Below are 20,517 nucleotides of genomic sequence, written 5' to 3' on the forward strand. Positions count from 1 at the left end.
GGTGATAGCGTGAGCAATCGAAAAATTCCGTTACGCAAGTGTGTTGCGACGCAGGAAATGAAGCCGAAGCGCGAACTCATTCGTATTGTCCGCTCGAAAGAAGGGGAAGTTTCCATTGATTTAACGGGAAAGAAATCAGGTCGTGGAGCCTATCTCTCTAAAGATAAGGAATGTATTTTAAACGCGCAAAAAAAGCATGTGCTAGAGCATCATTTAAAGGCGAAGATCGATCCATCCCTTTATGAGCAGTTGTTAGAACTTGCTGAAAAGGAGTCAGTGTAAGTGGGAGATTGGGCATCATTTTTAGGTTTAGCCAATCGGGCAAGAAGGATCATTTCCGGCGAGGAGCTCGTTTTAAAGGAAATTCGCAGCGGCAAGGCCAAGCTTGTATTGCTTGCGCAGGATGCATCAAAAAACACAGCAAAACGAATGACGGATAAAACGACGTACTATCAGGTGCCGCTAAGGCATGTGGAAAATCGTCAGTTACTAGGGCATGCAATAGGGAGAGATGAGCGGGTAGTCGTAGCCGTGCTAGATGAAGGCTTTGCGAAAAAGCTGCTTAGCATGCTCGATACAACTTATCGGGGGTGAATGTATGAGTAAAATTCGTGTTCATGAATACGCAAAGAAGTACAATGTATCAAGCAAAGACGTAATATCAAAACTAAAAGAAATGAATATAGAGGTTTCAAATCATATGACAATGTTAGATGACGATGTAGTTGGAAAATTAGACCAAGAGTATCAGGGAAGCACTGCAGAAACAAAAGCTCCAAAACGTTCAATTGTGGAAGAATTCGACGAGGAAGCTGATAAAGAGGCAGAGGTAGTAAACACAAGCAAGAAAAACAGCAACAAAAAGAAGAAGAAAAAGCAAGGAACTGGAGATAATGCGCGGTTTGCTGCAGTAGGCAGAGGTGCGCATCAAGGGCGACAAAATCAGTCGAGCGAAACGCCGAACCAAATTACATTTGTTGGTTCTTTAACAGTTGGTGAATTGGCAAAGAAATTAGGAAAAGAGCCTTCTGAAATCATTAAAAAGCTATTTATGCTTGGCATTATGGCGACAATCAATCAAGAGTTAGATAAAGATTCAATTGAGTTAATTGCTGGGGAATACGGTATTTCAGTAGAAGAAGAAGTTGTTTTTGATGAAACAAATTTTGAAACACATCTAGATGAAGTACATGAAGAGGAAGAGCTTGAAGAGCGTCCGCCTGTTGTTACAATTATGGGTCACGTTGACCACGGAAAAACAACACTTCTTGATTCAATTCGCAACTCCAAGGTAACAGCAGGAGAAGCTGGCGGTATTACCCAGCATATCGGTGCGTACCAGGTTGAAATCAACGATAAGCAGATTACATTTTTAGATACACCAGGCCATGCTGCGTTTACAACAATGCGTGCTCGCGGAGCACAGGTAACAGATATTACGGTTCTTGTTGTTGCGGCAGATGACGGTGTCATGCCACAGACAGTTGAAGCAATCAACCATGCAAAAGCTGCAGGTGTGCCAATTATTGTAGCGGTTAACAAAATGGATAAAGAGGCTGCTAATCCAGACCGCGTGATGCAGGAATTAACGGAATATGGCTTAGTAGCAGAAGCTTGGGGCGGCGAAACGATTTTTGTACCGATGTCTGCATTAAAAGGCGAAGGAATCGACAACCTATTGGAAATGATTCTTCTTGTGAGTGAGGTAGAGGAATACAAAGCAAATCCAAAACGCCTTGCGCACGGAACAGTTATTGAAGCGCAGCTTGATAAAGGAAAAGGACCAGTTGCGACACTTCTTGTGCAAAATGGTACACTTCGAGTGGGCGATCCGATTGTTGTTGGTGCTGCGTACGGACGTGTACGCGCCATGGTTAATGATATTGGCCGCCGCGTGAAGGAAGCTGGTCCATCGACTCCGGTTGAAATTACAGGCTTAAATGATGTGCCGCATGCAGGGGACCGCTTCTTAGTATTTAGTGACGAAAAGACAGCTCGTCAAGTTGGGGAATCTAGATCCCAGCGCGCTGTAGTTGAGCAGCGCAGCGATAAAGCGAAGCTAAGCTTAGAGGACTTGTTCCAGCAAATCCAGCAAGGCGATGTAAAGGAAATTAACTTAATCGTCAAAGCGGACGTACAGGGCTCTGTAGAGGCATTGGCGGCATCGCTTCAAAAGATTGAAGTAGAAGGCGCGAAAGTGAAAATTATTCACACAGGCGCAGGTGCAATTACTGAATCTGATATTATCCTTGCGTCTGCATCAAATGCCATTGTAATCGGCTTTAACGTTCGTCCGGACGTGAATGCGAAGCGTACAGCTGAAACAGAAAATGTTGATATTCGCTTACACCGCATTATTTACAATGTAATCGAAGAAATTGAATCAGCGATGAAGGGAATGCTTGATCCAGAATTTGAGGAAAAGGTAATCGGACAAGCAGAGGTTCGTCAAACCTTTAAAGTATCAAAAGTTGGTACAATTGCTGGTTGTTATGTAACGGATGGGAAAATTACGCGTGATAGCAGCGTTCGTGTGATTCGTGACGGTGTTGTCATTTTTGAAGGCAAGCTTGATACATTAAAACGTTTCAAGGATGATGTAAAGGAAGTTGCACAAAACTATGAGTGCGGTATTACAGTCGAACGCTTTAATGATGTGAAGGAAGGCGACATTATCGAGGCGTACGTAATGCAAGAGATAGAGCGGAAGTGATTGCTTCCCTCTTTTGCGAATGCATTTTCTATGAAGCACAGTCGCTGAAGGATAAACGTGCAGTTTTGCAGCGTATTCTCACCCGGCTTCGGCAGCGGTACAATGTGTCCGTTGCTGAAATCGGGTATCAGGATTTGTGGCAACGTGCAGAAATTGCAATTGTCTCTGTTTCATCCAGTCGGGTGGCGTGTGAAAGAGAACTTCAAAAAGCACTGGAAATGATGGATTCCTTTCCGGAGATTGAACGCACGATAACGAGGATGGAATGGTATTGAATGAGGTGATAACATGAAACTACGTGCGAACCGCGTGGGGGAACAGATGAAAAAAGAGCTAGGCGACATTATTGGTCGTAAAATTAAAGACCCGCGCATTGGATTTGTCACAGTTACAGATGTACAAGTAAGCGGTGATTTGCAGCTAGCGAAGGTATATATCTCCGTATTGGGAGATGATGAGCAACGACAAAATACACTCAAAGGGCTAGCGAAAGCGAAGGGATTCATTCGTTCTGAAATTGGCCAGCGTATTCGTTTGCGTAAAACACCGGAAATCTCCTTCGAATTTGATGAATCGATTGATTACGGTCACCGAATTGAAACGCTCTTGCATGAGATAAACAAGGATGATAACTAGGAAGAGTAGCGGGTAGACGTCATTGTCTATCCCTTTTTTCTGTCTAAATAATGGAGGGTGTAACGCATGGAAGGTGTATTGCTATTACATAAACCAACGGGCATGACTTCTCATGATTGTGTTTTTAAGGTGAGAAAGCTCTTAAGAGAAAAGCGGGTTGGCCATACAGGTACGCTCGATCCGGATGTAACCGGTGTTTTACCGATTTGTATTGGAAGGGCAACGAAAATTGCCCAATTTTTAACGAGTGAAACAAAAACCTATGAGGGAGAAGTGACGCTTGGCTTCTCCACTACAACAGAGGATGCTTCCGGTGAACTAGTGGAGCGCAAGGATGTAAGCCGCGTGATTACACGCGCTGAGGTTGAGGAAGTGCTCCGGGCTCTAACGGGGACGATTGAGCAAATGCCGCCCATGTTTTCTGCCGTCAAGGTGAATGGGCGGAAGCTGTATGAATATGCACGGCAAGGCATAGAGGTGGAGCGTCCTATTCGAACGATTACCATTCATGAATTCACATTGCTTAGCGAAGAGGAAGAATGGAGCGGTCCTACAGTATCTCTCCGCTTTCGTGTGACGTGCAGCAAAGGGACGTATGTTCGCACATTAGCGGTAATGATTGGAGAGAAGCTTGGATTTCCAGCGCATATGTCACATTTGGTCCGAACAGCTTCCGGACACTTCACGTTAGATCGCTGCCTTACGTTTGAAGAGATTCAGCAGCAAATAGAAAGCGGAACGATGCAAGAAAGCCTTTTGTCCATTGAAGAAGCGCTTACTGAATTTCCGAAGCTCATTGTCGGGGACGAGCAGGCGGAAAAGGTGAAAAATGGAGCGTTTTTACGGAATGAGCAGAACGCGGCTGCCAGTTTTTTCACGGTTTTTGACAAAAGCGGGCAGTGCCTGGCGATTTATGAGCCGCATCCTAAGCAAGTCGGTTTATTAAAGCCGACAAAAGTGCTTGTGAATAATCAAGAATTAAAGCTATAATGAGGAAATGGAAGCATTATAACAGAAAAAGGTGAATTCGAGCGTGAAATTAATTCATTTGACTCACCCTCATCAGTGGAAGGAAGAAGAGCCAAGTGTCATGGCACTTGGATATTTTGATGGCATTCATCTTGGGCACCAGGAAGTCATTCTGACCGCGAAGAGAATTGCGGAGGAACGGGGCTTTAAAAGTGCTGTAATGACATTTTATCCGCATCCGTCAGTTGTGCTGGGACGGGCGGAGGCGCACGTCGAATCGATTACTCCTTTGAAGATGAAGGAGGATATCATTGCAAACTTAGGTATTGATATTCTTTATATCGTGAAATTTGATGAAGCTTTTGCAAAGTTGCTGCCGCAGCAGTTTGTAGATGATTATATTATACGTCTTCAGGTGAAGCATGTTGTAGCCGGCTTTGACTTTACTTACGGTCGTCTTGGAAAAGGAACGATGGAGACGCTGCCGTTTCATGCAAGAGGGGAGTTTACACAGACTGTGATTGAAAAAGTGGAATTTCAAGAAGAGAAAATTAGCTCTACTTTGCTTCGAGGTCTTATCAGGGAAGGAAAGATGGAAGAAGTCCCATCTATTTTGGGAAGATACTATCGAGTAGAAGGAACAGTTGTGCACGGTGACAAGCGTGGCAGACAAATCGGATTCCCTACTGCAAATGTTACCTTAAATGATGATTATATTTTGCCTCCTGTCGGTGTGTACGCCGTTCGTTTGAAGGTAAAAGAGCATTGGTATCCAGCGGTATGCAATATTGGCTATAAACCGACATTTGAGCAGGATGAGAAGATTCTTTCGATCGAAGTGCATGTCTTTGAATTTCAGGAAGACATTTATGATGAGTGTGTAGAGGTAGAATGGCATATTCGTATTCGTGCCGAACAGAAATTTAATGGTATTGCAGAACTAGTCGCGCAAATTCAGCGGGATAAAGAAAAGGCCCAACAATATTTTCAGCAGCTTGAGAAATCGGCTTGCTTTTTCTAGTAAAAGATAGTATTCTAATTTATGTACTTTATTGGAACCATTGCTTGGCATAACGCTTCACCAACGTATGCTAGGGAATTGGGGATTATGATGAGGAGGTGAATAGGATGGCTTTAGCACAAGAACGTAAAAACGAAATCATCGCTCAATTTAAAACTCACGAAGCTGACACTGGTTCTCCAGAGGTTCAGATCGCTGTCCTAACTGAGCAAATCAACACTTTAAATGAACATTTACGCACTCACAAGAAAGATCATCACTCACGTCGCGGTCTTTTGAAGATGGTTGGTAAGCGTCGTAACTTACTTAACTACCTTCGTAACAAAGACGTAACTCGCTACCGTGAATTGATTAAAAAGCTTGGATTACGTCGATAGTCAACAAAAGCGGGAATATTCCCGCTTTTTTGTTAGGGAAAAAAGTTTATTCTCTTCATACCCTTCCCGCTTTCTGGCAATACTAGGGAAGGATATATGCTAATATATAATTTCTTTACATAGAGGCAGTTACTTATATTTTAATTTGAGAGGGGTACTTTAATGGCTCAAGAAAAGCAAGTCTTTTCCATAGATTTAGCAGGGCGTCCGCTCGTAATTGAGACGGGACAGCTTGCGAAGCAAGCAAATGGCGCTGTTCTTGTAAGATACGGTGATACCGTTGTATTATCTACAGCAACAGCTTCAAAAGAACCAAAAAATGTGAGTTTCTTTCCATTAACCGTGAACTATGAAGAACGCTTATACGCAGTAGGGAAAATTCCCGGAGGCTTTATTAAACGGGAAGGCCGTCCGAGTGAGAAAGCCATTTTGGCTAGTCGTCTGATCGACCGTCCAATTCGTCCATTGTTCGCAGACGGTTTCCGTAACGAAGTGCAGGTTATCAGCATAGTTGTCAGCGTGGACCAAGATTGTTCTTCCGAAATCGCTGCAATGGTTGGATCTTCTTTAGCGCTTTCTATTTCAGATATTCCGTTTGAGGGACCAATTGCCGGTGTGATCGTTGGCCGCATCAATGGTGAATTTATTATCAATCCAAGCGTTGAGCAGGCAGAGCAAAGTGACATTCACCTTGTGGTAGCGGGAACGAAGGATGCCATTAACATGGTAGAAGCAGGTGCAGACGAGGTGCCTGAAGAAGTGATGCTAGAAGCCATTATGTTTGGACATAACGAAATCAAGCGTCTCATTGCCTTCCAGGAGGAAGTTGTTCAAGCGGTTGGTAAGGAGAAGCTCGCAGTTACTTTGTATGAAGTAGATGCTTCTTTAGAAGAAGAGGTTCGACAAATGGCAGAGGCTGACATGGTTGCAGCTATTCAAGTGCATGAAAAGCATGCGCGCGAAGAAGCAATCAATGAAGTGAAAAAACGCATTCTTGCGCATTATGAAGAAAATGAAGCAACACCTGAAACATTGGGACAAGTTAGTGAAACTCTATATAAAATTGTCAAGGGTGAGGTACGTCGTCTGATCACGGTAGAAAAAGTTCGCCCAGACGGCCGTAAGGTGGATGAAATCCGTCCGTTAGCTTCTCAAGTAGGAATTCTTCCGCGTACACATGGCTCTGGATTATTTACGCGCGGGCAAACACAGGCACTTAGCATTTGTACATTAGGTGCTTTAGGTGATGTGCAGATTTTGGATGGCTTAGGGATTGAAGAGTCTAAGCGCTTCATGCACCACTATAACTTCCCATCCTTCAGCGTTGGGGAAACGGGTCCATTACGTGGGCCGGGCCGTCGTGAAATTGGTCATGGTGCTCTAGGAGAGCGGGCGTTAGAAGCAGTGCTGCCGTCTGAAAAGGATTTCCCATATACAGTTCGCCTTGTGTCTGAGGTATTGGAATCAAATGGCTCTACATCACAAGCAAGTATTTGTGCAAGCACACTTGCGATGATGGATGCAGGTGTTCCGATTAAGGCGCCAGTGGCAGGGATTGCAATGGGGCTTGTGCAGTCCGGAGAGCATTACACAGTGTTAACAGACATTCAAGGTATGGAAGACCACCTTGGTGATATGGACTTTAAGGTAGCAGGAACTGCAAAAGGTGTAACTGCATTGCAAATGGACATTAAAATTGAAGGCTTATCTCGTGAAATTTTAGAGGAAGCGCTGCAGCAAGCGAAGGTTGGCCGCATGCAAATCCTAGAGCATATGCTTTCTGTTATTAATGAGCCACGCATACAGCTGTCACAATATGCACCAAAAATTTTAACGATGACGATTAATCCAGATAAAATTCGCGATGTCATTGGACCAAGCGGAAAGCAAATCAATAAGATCATCGAAGAAACTGGCGTGAAAATTGATATTGAACAAGATGGTACAGTGTTCATTGCTTCAACAAATGAAGAGATGAATCAAAAAGCGAAGAAAATCATCGAAGATATTGTGCGTGAAGTAGAGGTTGGTCAAATCTACTTAGGCAAAGTCAAACGCATTGAAAAGTTCGGTGCATTTGTGGAACTGTTCAGTGGAAAAGATGGTCTTGTTCATATTTCCGAATTGGCAGAGGAGCGCGTTCCTAAAGTAGAGGACGTTGTCGCAATCGGTGATGAGGTTCTTGTCAAGGTTATTGAAATTGATAAGCAAGGCCGTGTGAATTTATCCCGTAAAGTGCTCCTAAAAGAGCAGAGAGAACAAAGAGAAAGAGAACAGCAAACGCAGGAATAAGGATAAGCAGATCCTCAGGTAACAAGAGCATCTGAAATATTCCTTTCAAAAGAAAAAGAAGCTAACCGCCTACAAATATGCAGGAGGTTAGCTTCTTTTCACTTTCACTTTACATTTTAAGAAAGTATAAATTTCTAGCAGGAAGACAGTTCGACGTAGTTAGAAATTTTAGGAATAAAGTATAAGGGCAACTACGTCTCTGTCTTCACCTAAGGGCAAGGCTTGTCAATCGGCGAGTTTTCTCTATCTGTGTATAACTAACGAACTTGCTTCTTACGCAAAACAAGTACTTTTTCAGCAGCCACGGGATAACCTGTGGCCTTTTTTTATACAATAAGAAAGGGGCCATGCTAGAGAGCGATGAAGGATTCTTGACCTGCTCGCTGTAGGGACAAACCTCGCTGAAAAAACTCTTACTAGGTAAGAGGATCCTGTTTACGGGCAACACGAGACATGTCCGCGTTTTTGTTCTACTGTGAAAGAAGTATACATAGTGTGTGAGGAGGAGGTATAACGGATGAGGAAACAGCTATATCGCATTGCCGCTTTTTTCTGTCTAGTTGCGCTTGTCTACATATCAGTTCAAAATCCATATACAGCTCATTATTTACAGGATATGAAAATGGAGGCTGTACAGGCTGCTAAATTGCAAGCACCTTTGTATGAAGAGATTGCGCAAAAAGCAAAGGAATACAATATTCCTGCTGACGACGCAAAGATCGATAAGATATGGAAGGCAGTGCCGGGCTATAACGGCCGTATTGTTGATGTACAGGCCTCATATAGGAATATGGAAAAGCAAGGTGTATTTGATAAAAATAAACTTGTTTTTGAAGAGGTGCCTCCAAAGGTACATTTACAGGATTTATCACCCGCACCGGTTTACCGGGGGCATCCTGAGAAAAAAATGGTAGCTCTTACGATTAATGTCGCATGGGGAAATGAATATCTCCCGAATATGTTAGAAACATTAAAAAAGCATAATGTAAAAGCCACCTTTTTTTTAGAGGGACGCTGGGTGAAGGAGAATCCAAGTCTTGCAAAAATGATTGCAGAAGCAGACCAAGAGGTAGGGAATCATTCATATACGCATCCGAATATGAAAACACTATCGGCGAGAGCGATTGAGGAGCAGTTAACGAAAACAAATGCTATGATCGAAGTAACAACAAATCAACAGGTGCGTTGGTTTGCACCCCCAAGCGGCAGTTTTCGTGATGAGGTTGTAACACTTGCTGCCAAGCATGGAATGGGAACGATTATGTGGACGGTAGATACAATTGACTGGCAGCGGCCTGAGCCAAGCGTATTATTGAATCGTGTACTTACAAAAGTGCATCCAGGTGCTATTGTTTTGATGCATCCTACCTCGCCTACTGCGCGTTCTCTTGATACACTCATTGTACAATTAAAGAAAAAAGGATATAAAATCGGAAGCGTATCCATGCTGCTTGATGAAAAACGAATAGATTAAACAGATTTACATGACAGAGCTTTATAAAATTGATATGATTAAATGATAGCACCATATTTCTAGCAAGAGCAAAATTGAACTATAGGAGGATGGCACTTGATTAATAAATATACTTGTAAAAACGGTGTAAGAATTGTATTTGAACATATCCCTACCGTTCGTTCCGTTGCCATCGGTGTGTGGATTCATACGGGTTCGCGCAATGAAAATGAGAAAAACAACGGCATCTCTCACTTTTTAGAGCATATGTTTTTTAAAGGGACAACAACACGCACAGCGCGGGATATTGCCGAATCCTTTGATAGCATCGGCGGACAAGTCAATGCGTTTACTTCAAAGGAATATACGTGCTATTACGCAAAGGTATTGGATGAGCATGCTAAGTATGCGCTTGAGATTTTAGCAGATATGTTTTTCAATTCAACATTTGTGGAGGAAGAACTCGAAAAGGAAAGAAATGTTGTATATGAAGAAATCAAAATGTATGAAGATACACCAGATGATATCGTGCATGATTTGCTGACAAAGGCAACATATGAATCCCATCCGCTTGCGTATCCGATTTTGGGAACAGAGGAGACGTTAGCCACATTTACTGGTGATACGCTTCGCCAATACATAAAAGATCATTATACGCCCGAAAATGTTGTAATTTCAATTGCTGGTAATGTAGATGAATCATTCATGCAAACAGTAGAATCCTACTTCGGTGGTTATGAGGGAGTGACAAACCGTCAATCTGTACATAAGCCGCAATTTCATACAAATCGTGTATCCCGCAAGAAGGAAACGGAACAGGCTCACTTATGCTTAGGATATAAAGGGCTGAGCATTGGGTCTGAGGATGTATACAGCTTTATCGTGCTGAACAATGTTTTGGGAGGAAGCATGAGCAGCCGTTTATTTCAAGAAGTGCGTGAACAGCGCGGGTTAGCGTATTCCGTTTTCTCCTACCACTCTTCTTATGAAGATACAGGGATGCTAACGATTTACGCAGGTACAGGAAACCAGCAGCTTGAAACCCTATATGAAACGATTGGACAAACGCTCGATAAGCTCAAGGGTACCGGGATTACAGAGAAGGAGCTTCGCAATAGCAAGGAGCAGCTGAAGGGGAGTTTAATGCTCAGCCTTGAGAGCACGAACAGCCGCATGAGCCGAAACGGTAAAAATGAGCTGCTGTTGAAAAAACACCGATCTCTTGATGAGATTATTGAGAGCGTAAACAGTGTGACTAAAGAACATGTGGATCAACTTATTCGCAGCACCTTTACGGACGAATTTTCTGCGGCGCTTATTAGCCCGACAGGAACGCTTCCAAAAGGTATTACCTACAAGTCTTAACTTGTAGGTATTTTTTTTTAGTTGTCCGAATACGTAGTAAGTAGACGGGGGTGAGAAAAATGAGGTTAAGTGAGTTAAGCGGAAAGGAGATTGTCGATTTAGAGCGTGCAGAGCGGATGGGGATACTTGGGCATGCGGATTTAGAAATTGATGAACAGGATGGAAAGATTCAAGCTCTGATTATTCCACTTGGTAAGTGGAATGCATTCAAACGTTCACAACAGGAGACGCGTGTTTCTTGGAGCCGCTTGAAAAAGGTTGGGCAGGACATGATTATTTTTGATTTATCAGATTATCAGGAATAGTGTATGAGAGGCGGCCCGATAGCCGTCTTTTTTCATGTTCTTTTTCCTGCTATACAATCACCTTACTCTTGTACGATACATATGATGTGGAGGAAACTAAAGAGTTAGGCGATTTGCTTATATAGATTAGCTGAAAAAGAAGGTGAAGCGGAATATGTTAACTGACATGCATATAGCTGTGATAGGAGGAGATGCGAGACAGCTTGAGGTCATCCGAAAGCTAATTGAATTGGATGCAAAGTTGTCATTAGTCGGCTTCGATCAGTTGGATCATGGATTTACGGGAGCTTCTAAGGAACACATGCACGAATTGGACTTCGCCTCGTTAGATGCAGTGGTTTTACCGGTAGCCGGGACAAATACAGAAGGCGGAATTGATACAATTTTTTCAAACGAGAAAGTAGTGCTGACAAAAGAACAAATAGAAAGAACGTCGCCGCATTTCACTATATATTCTGGGATTAGCAATGCTTACTTAGATAACTTGGCTTCGTCCTGCCAAAGAAAGCTCGTTAAGTTATTTGAGCGCGATGACGTGGCTATTTATAACTCGATTCCAACCGTAGAAGGCACCATTATGATGGTAATTCAGCATACCGATTATACAATACATGGTTCGAAGGTAATGGTGCTTGGCTTTGGAAGAACAGGAATGAGTGTAGCGCGTACGTTTCAAGCGCTAGGAGCACATGTGAAAGTGGGGGCACGCCGCTCTGAGCACATTGCCCGCATTACAGAAATGACATTTACACCGTTTCAGATGCAGGATTTAGAGAAAGAAGTGCATGATGTTGATATCGTAATTAATACGATTCCGCATCTTATCGTAACGGCAAGTGTGATTGCAAAGATGCCAGCGCATACACTGATTGTCGACTTAGCATCAAAGCCGGGCGGGACTGATTTTCGCTATGCTGAGAAAAGGGGCGTCAAGGCCTTTTTGGCACCAGGCCTTCCAGGTATTGTTGCACCGAAAACTGCGGGGCAAATTCTTGCAAATGTACTATCCTCCTTATTCACAGAGGATTTAAAGGTAAGAAAGGAGAATGGCAAATGAGTTTAAAAGGAAAACGCATTGGGTTTGGATTTACAGGATCCCATTGTACGTATGCAGAAGTTATGCCCTATTTGCAGCAGCTTGTCGATGAGGGGGCAGAGGTGCGGCCTGTTGTTTCCTATACCTTAAAATCAACAAATACCCGTTTTGGAGAAGGAGAAGAATGGGTTCGGAAAATCGAAGAAATTACGGGATTTCCGGTGATTGACAGTATTGTAGGAGCTGAGCCCCTTGGTCCTAAGCTTCCGCTTGATTGCATGGTCGTTGCTCCGATGACAGGAAACTCCATGAGCAAGCTTGCCAATGCGATGACAGATTCCCCGGTGCTTATGGCAATAAAAGCAACATTGCGCAATTGCAAGCCGGTTGTGCTTGCGATTTCAACGAATGATGCCCTCGGACTAAATGGTGTAAATCTTATGCGTTTGATGGCAACAAAAAATATTTATTTTGTTCCATTTGGGCAGGATGCGCCAGAGAAAAAGCCGAATTCAATGGTTGCTCGTATGGAACTGCTTCGTGATACAGTTGTTTCTTCCATAGAAGGAAAGCAATTCCAACCAGTAATTGTAGAAAAATTCCGTTATATGAATTAATACTCAAAAAACGCAACAATTTTCAAAAAAAAATCTCATGACTTTGCAACAAGTATGGTAAAATTGTTCTAATAAAGATGGAGACGACAATAGGCTCCATCTTTTTGCAAGCAAGTAGTGCTGAAAGGGGTCTAGTCATGACAAAGAAACAAGCTTTTCATGTTGCTGTAGTCGGAGCAACCGGCGCAGTTGGAGAACAAATGTTAAAAACTTTAGAAAACCGCAACTTTCCAATCGGAAAGTTAACACTTTTATCTTCAAAACGTTCGGCGGGCAAGAAGCTAGTATTTAAAGGTGAAGAATTTACAATCCAAGAAGCAACTCCAGAGAGCTTTGAAGGAGTGGATATCGCTTTATTTAGCGCAGGTGGGTCTGTATCTTTAGAGCTTGCGCCGGAAGCGGCAAAGCGCGGTGCCATTGTTGTTGATAACACAAGCGCGTTCCGTATGGATGCAAACACACCGCTTGTAGTGCCGGAAGTAAATGAAAAAGATTTGCTTGAGCATAACGGCATCATCGCAAATCCAAACTGCTCTACAATTCAAATGGTTGTAGCACTTGAGCCGATTCGCCAAGCATACGGATTAGGCCGTGTAATTGTATCAACATACCAAGCGGTGTCTGGTGCAGGTGTGACTGCAATCGAAGAATTGAAAACACAAGCGCAAGCGATGCTCAATGGAGAAACTCCAGAAGCAAACATCTTGCCTGTGAAGGCCTTGGATAAACATTATCCAATCGCGTTCAACGCAATTCCGCAAATTGATAAATTTACGGACAATGGCTTTACTTATGAAGAAATGAAAATGATTAATGAAACGAAAAAAATTATGCATATGCCAGAATTAGAAGTCGCAGCAACTTGCGTACGTCTCCCAGTTGTATCGGGACATTCTGAGTCTTTATATATTGAAGTAGAACAGGACGGAGTAACAGTGGAAGATCTTCGTACTCTTTTAGCGAGCGCAGAAGGCGTTGTGCTTCAAGATAATCCAGCGGAGCAGCTGTACCCAACACCTCTTGATGCAACAGGCAAAAACGAGGTATTTGTTGGCCGCATCCGTAAAGATTTGAATAATGACAAAGGCTTCCATCTTTGGGTTGTATCTGATAATTTGTTAAAAGGTGCCGCTTGGAACTCAGTTCAAATTGCAGAACGATTGGTGAAACTAGGATTAGTGTAACATCAAAGAGGGTGCAAACATGAAAATTATTGTGCAAAAATTCGGCGGTACATCTGTACGCGATGAAAACGGCAGAAAGCATGCGTTCAAACATATCGCAAGGGCATTAGAGGAAGGATACAAGGTTGTTGTAGTTGTATCGGCAATGGGTCGAAAAGGAGAGCCGTATGCAACCGACACGCTTCTTAGCTTAGTGAAGGATAAGAACTCCCGTATTTCTAAACGTGAGCAAGATCTTCTCTTATCCTGTGGCGAGATAATTTCTGCTGTCGTGTTTTCCAACATGTTAAACGAGAATGGGATTAACGCCTCTGCTTTTACCGGAGCGCAGGCCGGTTTTGTCACAAATGATGATTTTACAAATGCAAAGATTATAGAAATGAAGTGCGACCGCTTATTGAAGACGTTGCGCGAGTTTGATGTCGTAGTTGTCACCGGTTTTCAAGGACAAACGAAAACCGGTGACCCGACAACGCTCGGACGCGGTGGCAGCGACACATCTGCTTCTGCTCTCGGAGTGGCACTCCAGGTGGAATATATTGACATTTTTACAGATGTAGAGGGTGTGATGACCGCTGATCCACGTATTGTACAGGATGCAAGACCGCTCGATGTGGTGACATACAATGAAATTTGTAATATGGCGTATCAGGGGGCGAAGGTCATACACCCGCGAGCTGTTGAAATTGCGATGCATGCAAAGGTGCCCATCCGTGTTCGTTCCACTTATTCTGACGGTGTTGGAACGCTTGTTACAGCATATGGAGGTGCAGTGAAGGGGAGAGATGTTCAAGAACGTCTTGTAACGGGAATTGCACACGTACCAAATGTAACACAGATCAAGGTGCTCGCTAAGGATGGCCCGTACGATTTGCATGCGCAAGTGTTCAAGGAAATGGCGAATGAAGGAATTAGTGTAGACTTTATTAATATTTCTCCGACAGGCGTTGCCTACACAGTGAGCGATGATTTAGCAGATCGTGCCGTTACTGTGCTGCGCGCCATCGGCTATGAGCCACTTGTTGCGCGTCGATGTGCAAAGGTATCTATTGTTGGTGCTGGTATTACAGGTGTCCCCGGCGTAACGTCCAAAATTGTAACGGCGTTGTCAGAGAAAGGGATTCAAATTTTACAATCAGCCGACAGTTATACGACCATTTGGGTGCTCGTCAAGGAAAGCGATTTAGTGGAGGCTGTAAATGCTCTGCACGGCGCCTTTCAATTAGCGGAAGCAAAGCAAGTGGAACATTAAGGAGTGAGAGCATGATCGATTTTGGAGCAGTTGCGACTGCGATGGTGACGCCGTTTGATCAAGATGGGCGTCTTGACCTCGCGAAAACAACGCAATTAGTGGAATATTTAATCGATAACGGAACAACAGCCCTTGTAGTAGCGGGGACGACCGGAGAATCCCCAACCTTAACAACAGACGAAAAGCTAGCGCTATTTCGCCATGTTGTAGAGGTAGTGAAAGGAAGAATTCCGGTTGTCGCTGGAACGGGCAATAATAACACACAAGCTTCAATTGAATTAACGAAGAAAGCGGAAGAAACAGGTGTAGATGCGGTAATGCTTGTGGCGCCGTACTACAATAAGCCAAATCAAGAAGGACTGTATCAGCATTTCAAAACGATTGCTGAGAGCACGAAGCTTCCTGTTATGCTTTATAATATCCCAGGACGTACCTCCATAAATGTGACGGTTGATACAATCGTTCGTTTATCACAGCTGCCAAACGTTATGGCGCTAAAGGATGCATCTGGTGACGTTTTGGCGATGACAGAAATTATTGAGAGAACGGATGAAAACTTTGCTGTTTACAGCGGTGATGACGGCTTAACGTTGCCAGCACTTGCAGTTGGCGCAAATGGTGTTATTTCCGTTGCTGCTCATGTAATCGGCAATGATATACAGGCGATGATTGCTGCTTTCCGAAGCGGTGACACGAAAAAGGCGCAGCGTCTTCATCAATTTGTACTGCGCATTACAAAGGCGCTGTTTATGGCTCCAAATCCAACTGCTGTTAAAGCAGCAATGCAAATGCTCGGAACAGACGCTGGATCTGTACGTTTGCCGCTCGCTCCTTTAAGTGAAAGCGAGCAAAAGCAATTGTCACAAATCGTTCAGTCGATTCCGCGTCAATAAAGAAAACACAACTTGTTTTTATGCTGCAAAGATGCTGAAAAAGTCGGCTTGAGAAGAAAAGGAAGCTAATTACCTACATATAGCGGTAGGTGATTAGCTTCTTTTCGTTTTTATTACACTTTAAGAAAGGATAAATTTCTAGCTCGATGCCAATTCGACGTAGCGAGAAATGTTAGGAATAAAGTATAAGTAGGGCTCGCCAATTGGCGAGTTTTCTTTATCGGTTCGGGCATGTTGCGGGATCTGTTAAAACCCTGTTCATTGCTAGAAATTAACTTGTATTCTATTTCTTGTATCAGGTATAATATCTCTAAGTGACTTAGTACGGGTATACTTAACAAAATTTGGAGGTTAAAAGGTGAGGAAAGAGACAGAAAAAATTAAAGTATTCGCCCTAGGTGGAGTAGGGGAAATTGGCAAGAACATGTATGTTATTGAAGTAGATTCGGATATTTTTGTCGTAGACGCTGGATTGATGTTTCCAGAGGAAGAGATGTTCGGAATTGATATTGTAATCCCTGATATCACGTATTTGCAGGAAAATAAGGAACGAGTAAAAGGGATTTTCTTAACGCACGGTCACGAAGATCATATTGGTGGTGTTTCATACGTACTAAGAAAGCTACCTGTTCCGGTTTACGGTACACGCTTAACATTAGCATTAGTTGAAGATAAATTGAGCGAGGCAGGATTGCTTGGACGTGTAACATTAAAAACTATAGATGCAAATTCTGTTTTGGAATTTGAAACCGCACAAGTTTCATTTTTCCGTGTGACGCATAGCATTCCTGATGCAGTCGGGATATGTGTTCATACCTCACAAGGTTCGATTGTTTATACAGGTGATTTTAAATTTGATCAAACTCCTGTGGACGTATATGGCGCTGACATTGGAAAGATGGCACAAATCGGTAACGAGGGTGTGCTATGTTTATTGTCGGACAGCACAAATGCGGAGCGTCCTGGCTTTACCGGCTCTGAAAGATCAGTAGGTGTAGAGATTTCAAAAGAATTTCATAATGCGGAGGGGCGGATTATTGTTGCTTCCTTTGCATCAAATGTTCACCGCCTTCAGCAAGTATTTGATGCAGCCTTTGAAAATGATCGGAAGGTAGCAGTCGTGGGCCGAAGCATGGTGAAGGTTGTGGATATTGCTCGCAATCTTGGTTACTTGCATATTCCAGACGACATGTTAATTTCACTGCAGGATATTGATAATTATCCAGAGTGTAAGATAGCAGTTTTAACAACAGGCAGTCAGGGAGAACCGATGGCAGCACTCTCACGAATGGCTAAAAATGCACACAAACAAGTAGCCATTCGAAAAGGTGATACAGTGATTATTGCAGCTAGTCCGATTCCGGGGAATGAAATATCTGTGTCCAAGACGATTGACCTGCTGTTTCGTGCTGGCGCTAATGTTATATATTACGGCGAAAAGAAAATTCACGTATCGGGTCATGCAAGTCAAGAAGAATTAAAGTTAATGTTAAATATTATGAAGCCGAAATATTTCATTCCCGTACATGGGGAATTCCGTATGCAAAAGGCACATGCGAAGCTTGCATCTGCTACTGGTATTTCACCTCACCGTACTTTTATTGTAGAAAAAGGCGAGGTTATCGAGTTCAAGGAAGGTAGAGCGAAAGCTGGAACGAAGGTACAAGCTGGTAATGTGTTAATTGATGGTCTTGGTGTTGGGGACGTTGGTAATATCGTATTGCGTGATCGGAAGCTGCTCTCTCAGGATGGCATCCTTGTAGTTGTTATTACGCTTAGCAAGGAAGCAAAAACAATTGTATCTGGCCCAGAGATCATTTCGCGCGGCTTTGTATATGTACGAGAGTCTGAACAGCTTATTGATGGTTCTGCGAGGCTAGTGAAGGAAATTATTGAGCAATCCATTCGGGAATACGCTATTGAATGGTCTACATTAAAACAAAATATTCGTGACTCTCTCAGTCAATTCTTATTTGAGAGAACGAAGCGAAAGCCAATGATTTTACCGATCATCATGGAAGTCTAATAAAGCAGACTCGCTGATTGGCGAAGACATCGCCCCGAAAAGTTATACTTTCTTATCTTAAAATAAAAACAAAGCGCTCCCGGCAGGAGCGCTTTGTTTTTGGATAGCGGGATGACCCTTCTCACCTATAGATTCGATATTGACTTCATATGCATGTCCTTTCTCCGCATGAAAAACGGAATGTAACAAATACTACTTGTATAATGGCGAAAGGAGCAGGATTATGGCAGATCGCGAATACATAATAAACCAAGAAGGAACGGAAAAAAAAGAAGAAGTAAAAGATAGCATTGTGGAAAAAATACAGCAGCTTGGACAAACAAATGTCCCGCAGCTAAATGAATCCCGCATTCACTGCTTAACAATTGTTGGACAAATTGAGGGACATGTACAGCTCCCTCCTCAAAATAAAACGACAAAATATGAACATGTTATTCCGCAAATTGTTGCCATCGAGCAAAATCCAAAAATTGAAGGATTGCTTATTTTATTAAATACAGTAGGGGGAGACGTGGAGGCAGGTCTCGCCATTTCTGAAATGATTGCCTCTCTATCTAAGCCCACTGTTTCTATCGTACTGGGAGGAGGACATTCCATCGGTGTTCCGATCGCCGTCTCTACAAATTATTCCTTTATTGCAGAAACAGCGACAATGACGATTCATCCAATCCGCTTAACGGGCTTGGTGATTGGCGTTCCGCAAACGTTCGAATATCTGGATAAGATGCAGGAACGTGTCATTCGGTTTGTCACTAAGAATTCAAAGGTGACGGAAGATCGATTCAAAGAGCTTATGTTTGCGAAGGGGAATTTAACACGTGATATTGGCACGAATGTTGTGGGGATTGATGCCGTTAAATACGGTCTCATCGATGAGGTGGGAGGAATAGGTCCTGCCCTCCGCAAGTTAAATGAAATGATTGACAGCCGTGTGCAGCCCCAAGAAGGAGGGGGACTGCTGCAATGATTTTATATACAATCCTGCCGGAAGAAGTCTTATACCCAGTAGATGAGACAGTATTTACAAAGCAAAGGCTTGTAAATTGCGGCGGTTGCGATTTGGTTGTGGAGGCAACGCCTGATAACGAGTATAAGGTTGTACGAATATTGAGCAGTGATCCGCAGCATTACTTACAATACCAGCCCGGGCAAAAAGTGATCATTCATTGAACTCGCCCCACTTACCAACGGACTACGCTCATTATGTGCTTGAAGTGGGGGTCTTCTGTAGGGAAATGATAAAAAGCAGGAATTTAAAAGGAATATATAGTATAATATAAAGAAAAACGACAGATGGAGCAGCCAACAAGGCTGCTTTCTTCCGTTCCAAATTAAGAAAGTATTCCTTTTTTTGGAATTATCTAGTTCCCACGGCCTGCTCCGATCTCCGGAATAACCTTCGGCACAAAAGATAAAAAGCGCCTTGTGTGCCAAGGAACACACGGAGAGCTTCTATGAATAAGTTTTTCCCGAACCGTGTGTTTTTGGTGCGCGGGGGGTTTTACGCCGGGAGCAAGGGCGAGCAGTGTCTGCTTTTTATGTATAATAAGTTTCGAGGTGAAAAAATGACAAAGCAAAAGAGAGGTAAAAAAATGAAGGAACGGCAATCAGTGCGGCCAACGATGCGCTACGAGATTGTCGGTTTGTCTCTTTTCGCGCTCTCTCTCATTACAATTTTACAGCTTGGTGTGATCGGAAAGGCTTTTGTTTTGTTTTTCCGCTTTTTCTTTGGCCAATGGTACATGATTGGCTTGCTTGGGGCAATCAGTTTGTCTGTGTATTTTGTGCTAAAGCGGCAATGGCCGAATTTAGCGACTAAACGTATGATTGGAGTGTATTTAATCGTACTGGCTATTTTAATGTTCAGCCATGTGACATTGTTTCAAATGCTAACTAACAACGGAAAGCTTCCAAGTCCGTCTGTTATTGTGAACACGAAGGATTTGTTCCTCATGGAAGCAAAAGGGGAAATTGGCTCTAAGGATCTAGGAGGAGGCATGCTCGGGGCGCTTATGTTTGCCTCATGTTATTTTTTATTTGATGCGATGGGAGCTTACATTATTGGAGCGATTTTTATTGTGCTTGGTCTTCTTTGTATTACAAATAAGCATTTGGGCGAGGTGTTGTCTCCGGTTTTTATGCTTGTCAGAGGACAGCTAGCGGCATTTGGTCAGGATTATAAAGGTTGGAAGGAAAGTCGAGCAGCGGAGAAAACGGAGAAAAAGAAAGCTACGAAAACAAGAAGCGAGCGTCATGAAAGAGCTATAATGGAGCAACAAGCAGATGAGGATGAAGAAGAAGATACGCCTCCTATTATTATTAATGATACATATGCCTTGCACGGGGAGGATGATGAGCCTCCAGCAGCACCGCCAAAG

19 protein-coding genes and 2 pseudogenes are annotated in these 20,517 nt (G+C 43.2%); all 21 read left to right on the top strand.

Annotated elements, in window-relative coordinates:
- Positions 1-9 precede the first annotated feature (9 nt).
- A complete protein-coding gene (gene rnpM / locus AAHB12_RS03600) occupies positions 10-282 on the top strand; it encodes an RNase P modulator RnpM (RefSeq protein WP_129726767.1) in 273 nt (90 codons plus the stop codon).
- Positions 283-594, top strand: a complete 312-nt coding sequence (locus AAHB12_RS03605) for a YlxQ family RNA-binding protein (protein ID WP_129726766.1) — start codon at positions 283-285, stop codon at positions 592-594.
- A 4-nt stretch (positions 595-598) separates the two neighbouring features.
- Positions 599-2,713 (top strand): translation initiation factor IF-2, encoded by a 2,115-nt coding sequence (gene infB, locus AAHB12_RS03610; RefSeq protein ID WP_342044316.1) that lies wholly within the window; start codon positions 599-601, stop codon positions 2,711-2,713.
- Positions 2,710-2,988, top strand: coding sequence for a DUF503 domain-containing protein (locus tag AAHB12_RS03615; RefSeq protein ID WP_129726764.1), 279 nt, complete (start codon positions 2,710-2,712; stop codon positions 2,986-2,988). The genes infB and AAHB12_RS03615 overlap by 4 nt, the downstream gene beginning before the upstream one ends.
- Before the next feature lie 13 nt (positions 2,989-3,001).
- Complete coding sequence (gene rbfA, locus AAHB12_RS03620; protein WP_129726763.1) at positions 3,002-3,349, top strand: 30S ribosome-binding factor RbfA; 348 nt, start codon at positions 3,002-3,004, stop codon at positions 3,347-3,349.
- 66 nt (positions 3,350-3,415) lie between these two features.
- Positions 3,416-4,339, top strand: a complete 924-nt coding sequence (truB, locus tag AAHB12_RS03625; protein ID WP_342044317.1) for a tRNA pseudouridine(55) synthase TruB — start codon at positions 3,416-3,418, stop codon at positions 4,337-4,339.
- Positions 4,340-4,382: 43 nt separating this feature from the next.
- A pseudogene (ribF, locus tag AAHB12_RS03630) lies at positions 4,383-5,349 on the top strand (bifunctional riboflavin kinase/FAD synthetase).
- Between the two features lie 97 nt (positions 5,350-5,446).
- Positions 5,447-5,716, top strand: coding sequence for a 30S ribosomal protein S15 (gene rpsO, locus AAHB12_RS03635; protein WP_129726760.1), 270 nt, complete (start codon positions 5,447-5,449; stop codon positions 5,714-5,716).
- Positions 5,717-5,878: 162 nt separating this feature from the next.
- Positions 5,879-8,008: a polyribonucleotide nucleotidyltransferase gene (gene pnp / locus AAHB12_RS03640; protein ID WP_342044319.1), complete on the top strand. Its 2,130-nt coding sequence runs from the start codon at positions 5,879-5,881 to the stop codon at positions 8,006-8,008.
- A 616-nt stretch (positions 8,009-8,624) separates the two neighbouring features.
- On the top strand, positions 8,625-9,482 hold the full coding sequence (locus AAHB12_RS03645) for a polysaccharide deacetylase family protein (protein WP_246040187.1): 858 nt from the start codon (positions 8,625-8,627) through the stop codon (positions 9,480-9,482).
- 96 nt (positions 9,483-9,578) lie between these two features.
- The gene (locus AAHB12_RS03650) at positions 9,579-10,826 is read left to right on the top strand and encodes a M16 family metallopeptidase (RefSeq protein ID WP_129726757.1); all 1,248 of its coding nucleotides are present in this window, start codon (positions 9,579-9,581) and stop codon (positions 10,824-10,826) included.
- Positions 10,827-10,885: 59 nt separating this feature from the next.
- A complete protein-coding gene (locus AAHB12_RS03655; protein ID WP_129726756.1) occupies positions 10,886-11,131 on the top strand; it encodes a YlmC/YmxH family sporulation protein in 246 nt (81 codons plus the stop codon).
- 154 nt (positions 11,132-11,285) lie between these two features.
- The gene (gene dpaA / locus AAHB12_RS03660; protein ID WP_342044320.1) at positions 11,286-12,188 is read left to right on the top strand and encodes a dipicolinic acid synthetase subunit A; all 903 of its coding nucleotides are present in this window, start codon (positions 11,286-11,288) and stop codon (positions 12,186-12,188) included.
- Complete coding sequence (locus AAHB12_RS03665; protein ID WP_129726754.1) at positions 12,185-12,784, top strand: dipicolinate synthase subunit B; 600 nt, start codon at positions 12,185-12,187, stop codon at positions 12,782-12,784. The genes dpaA and AAHB12_RS03665 overlap by 4 nt, the downstream gene beginning before the upstream one ends.
- Positions 12,785-12,921: 137 nt before the next feature.
- Entirely contained in the window at positions 12,922-13,968 is a 1,047-nt protein-coding gene (asd, locus tag AAHB12_RS03670; protein ID WP_342044321.1) for an aspartate-semialdehyde dehydrogenase, read from the top strand.
- A 19-nt stretch (positions 13,969-13,987) separates the two neighbouring features.
- Positions 13,988-15,220, top strand: a complete 1,233-nt coding sequence (gene dapG, locus AAHB12_RS03675) for an aspartate kinase (RefSeq protein ID WP_129726752.1) — start codon at positions 13,988-13,990, stop codon at positions 15,218-15,220.
- An 11-nt stretch (positions 15,221-15,231) separates the two neighbouring features.
- Positions 15,232-16,113 carry a 4-hydroxy-tetrahydrodipicolinate synthase gene (gene dapA, locus AAHB12_RS03680; RefSeq protein WP_129726751.1) on the top strand — a complete coding sequence of 294 codons (882 nt, stop codon included), beginning with the start codon at positions 15,232-15,234 and terminating at the stop codon, positions 16,111-16,113.
- A gap of 358 nt (positions 16,114-16,471) precedes the next feature.
- Entirely contained in the window at positions 16,472-18,139 is a 1,668-nt protein-coding gene (locus AAHB12_RS03685) for a ribonuclease J (RefSeq protein ID WP_342044322.1), read from the top strand.
- Positions 18,140-18,362: 223 nt separating this feature from the next.
- On the top strand, positions 18,363-19,106 hold the full coding sequence (locus AAHB12_RS03690) for a ClpP family protease (RefSeq protein ID WP_129726749.1): 744 nt from the start codon (positions 18,363-18,365) through the stop codon (positions 19,104-19,106).
- Positions 19,103-19,309, top strand: coding sequence for a YlzJ-like family protein (locus AAHB12_RS03695; protein WP_129726748.1), 207 nt, complete (start codon positions 19,103-19,105; stop codon positions 19,307-19,309). Before AAHB12_RS03690 ends, AAHB12_RS03695 begins: the two co-directional genes overlap by 4 nt.
- Before the next feature lie 395 nt (positions 19,310-19,704).
- Positions 19,705-20,463, top strand: a pseudogene (locus AAHB12_RS31655) (cell division protein FtsK); the annotation flags it as partial.
- Positions 20,464-20,517: the final 54 nt, after the last annotated feature.

The sequence above is a fragment of the Bacillus sp. OTU530 genome (assembly GCF_038440375.1).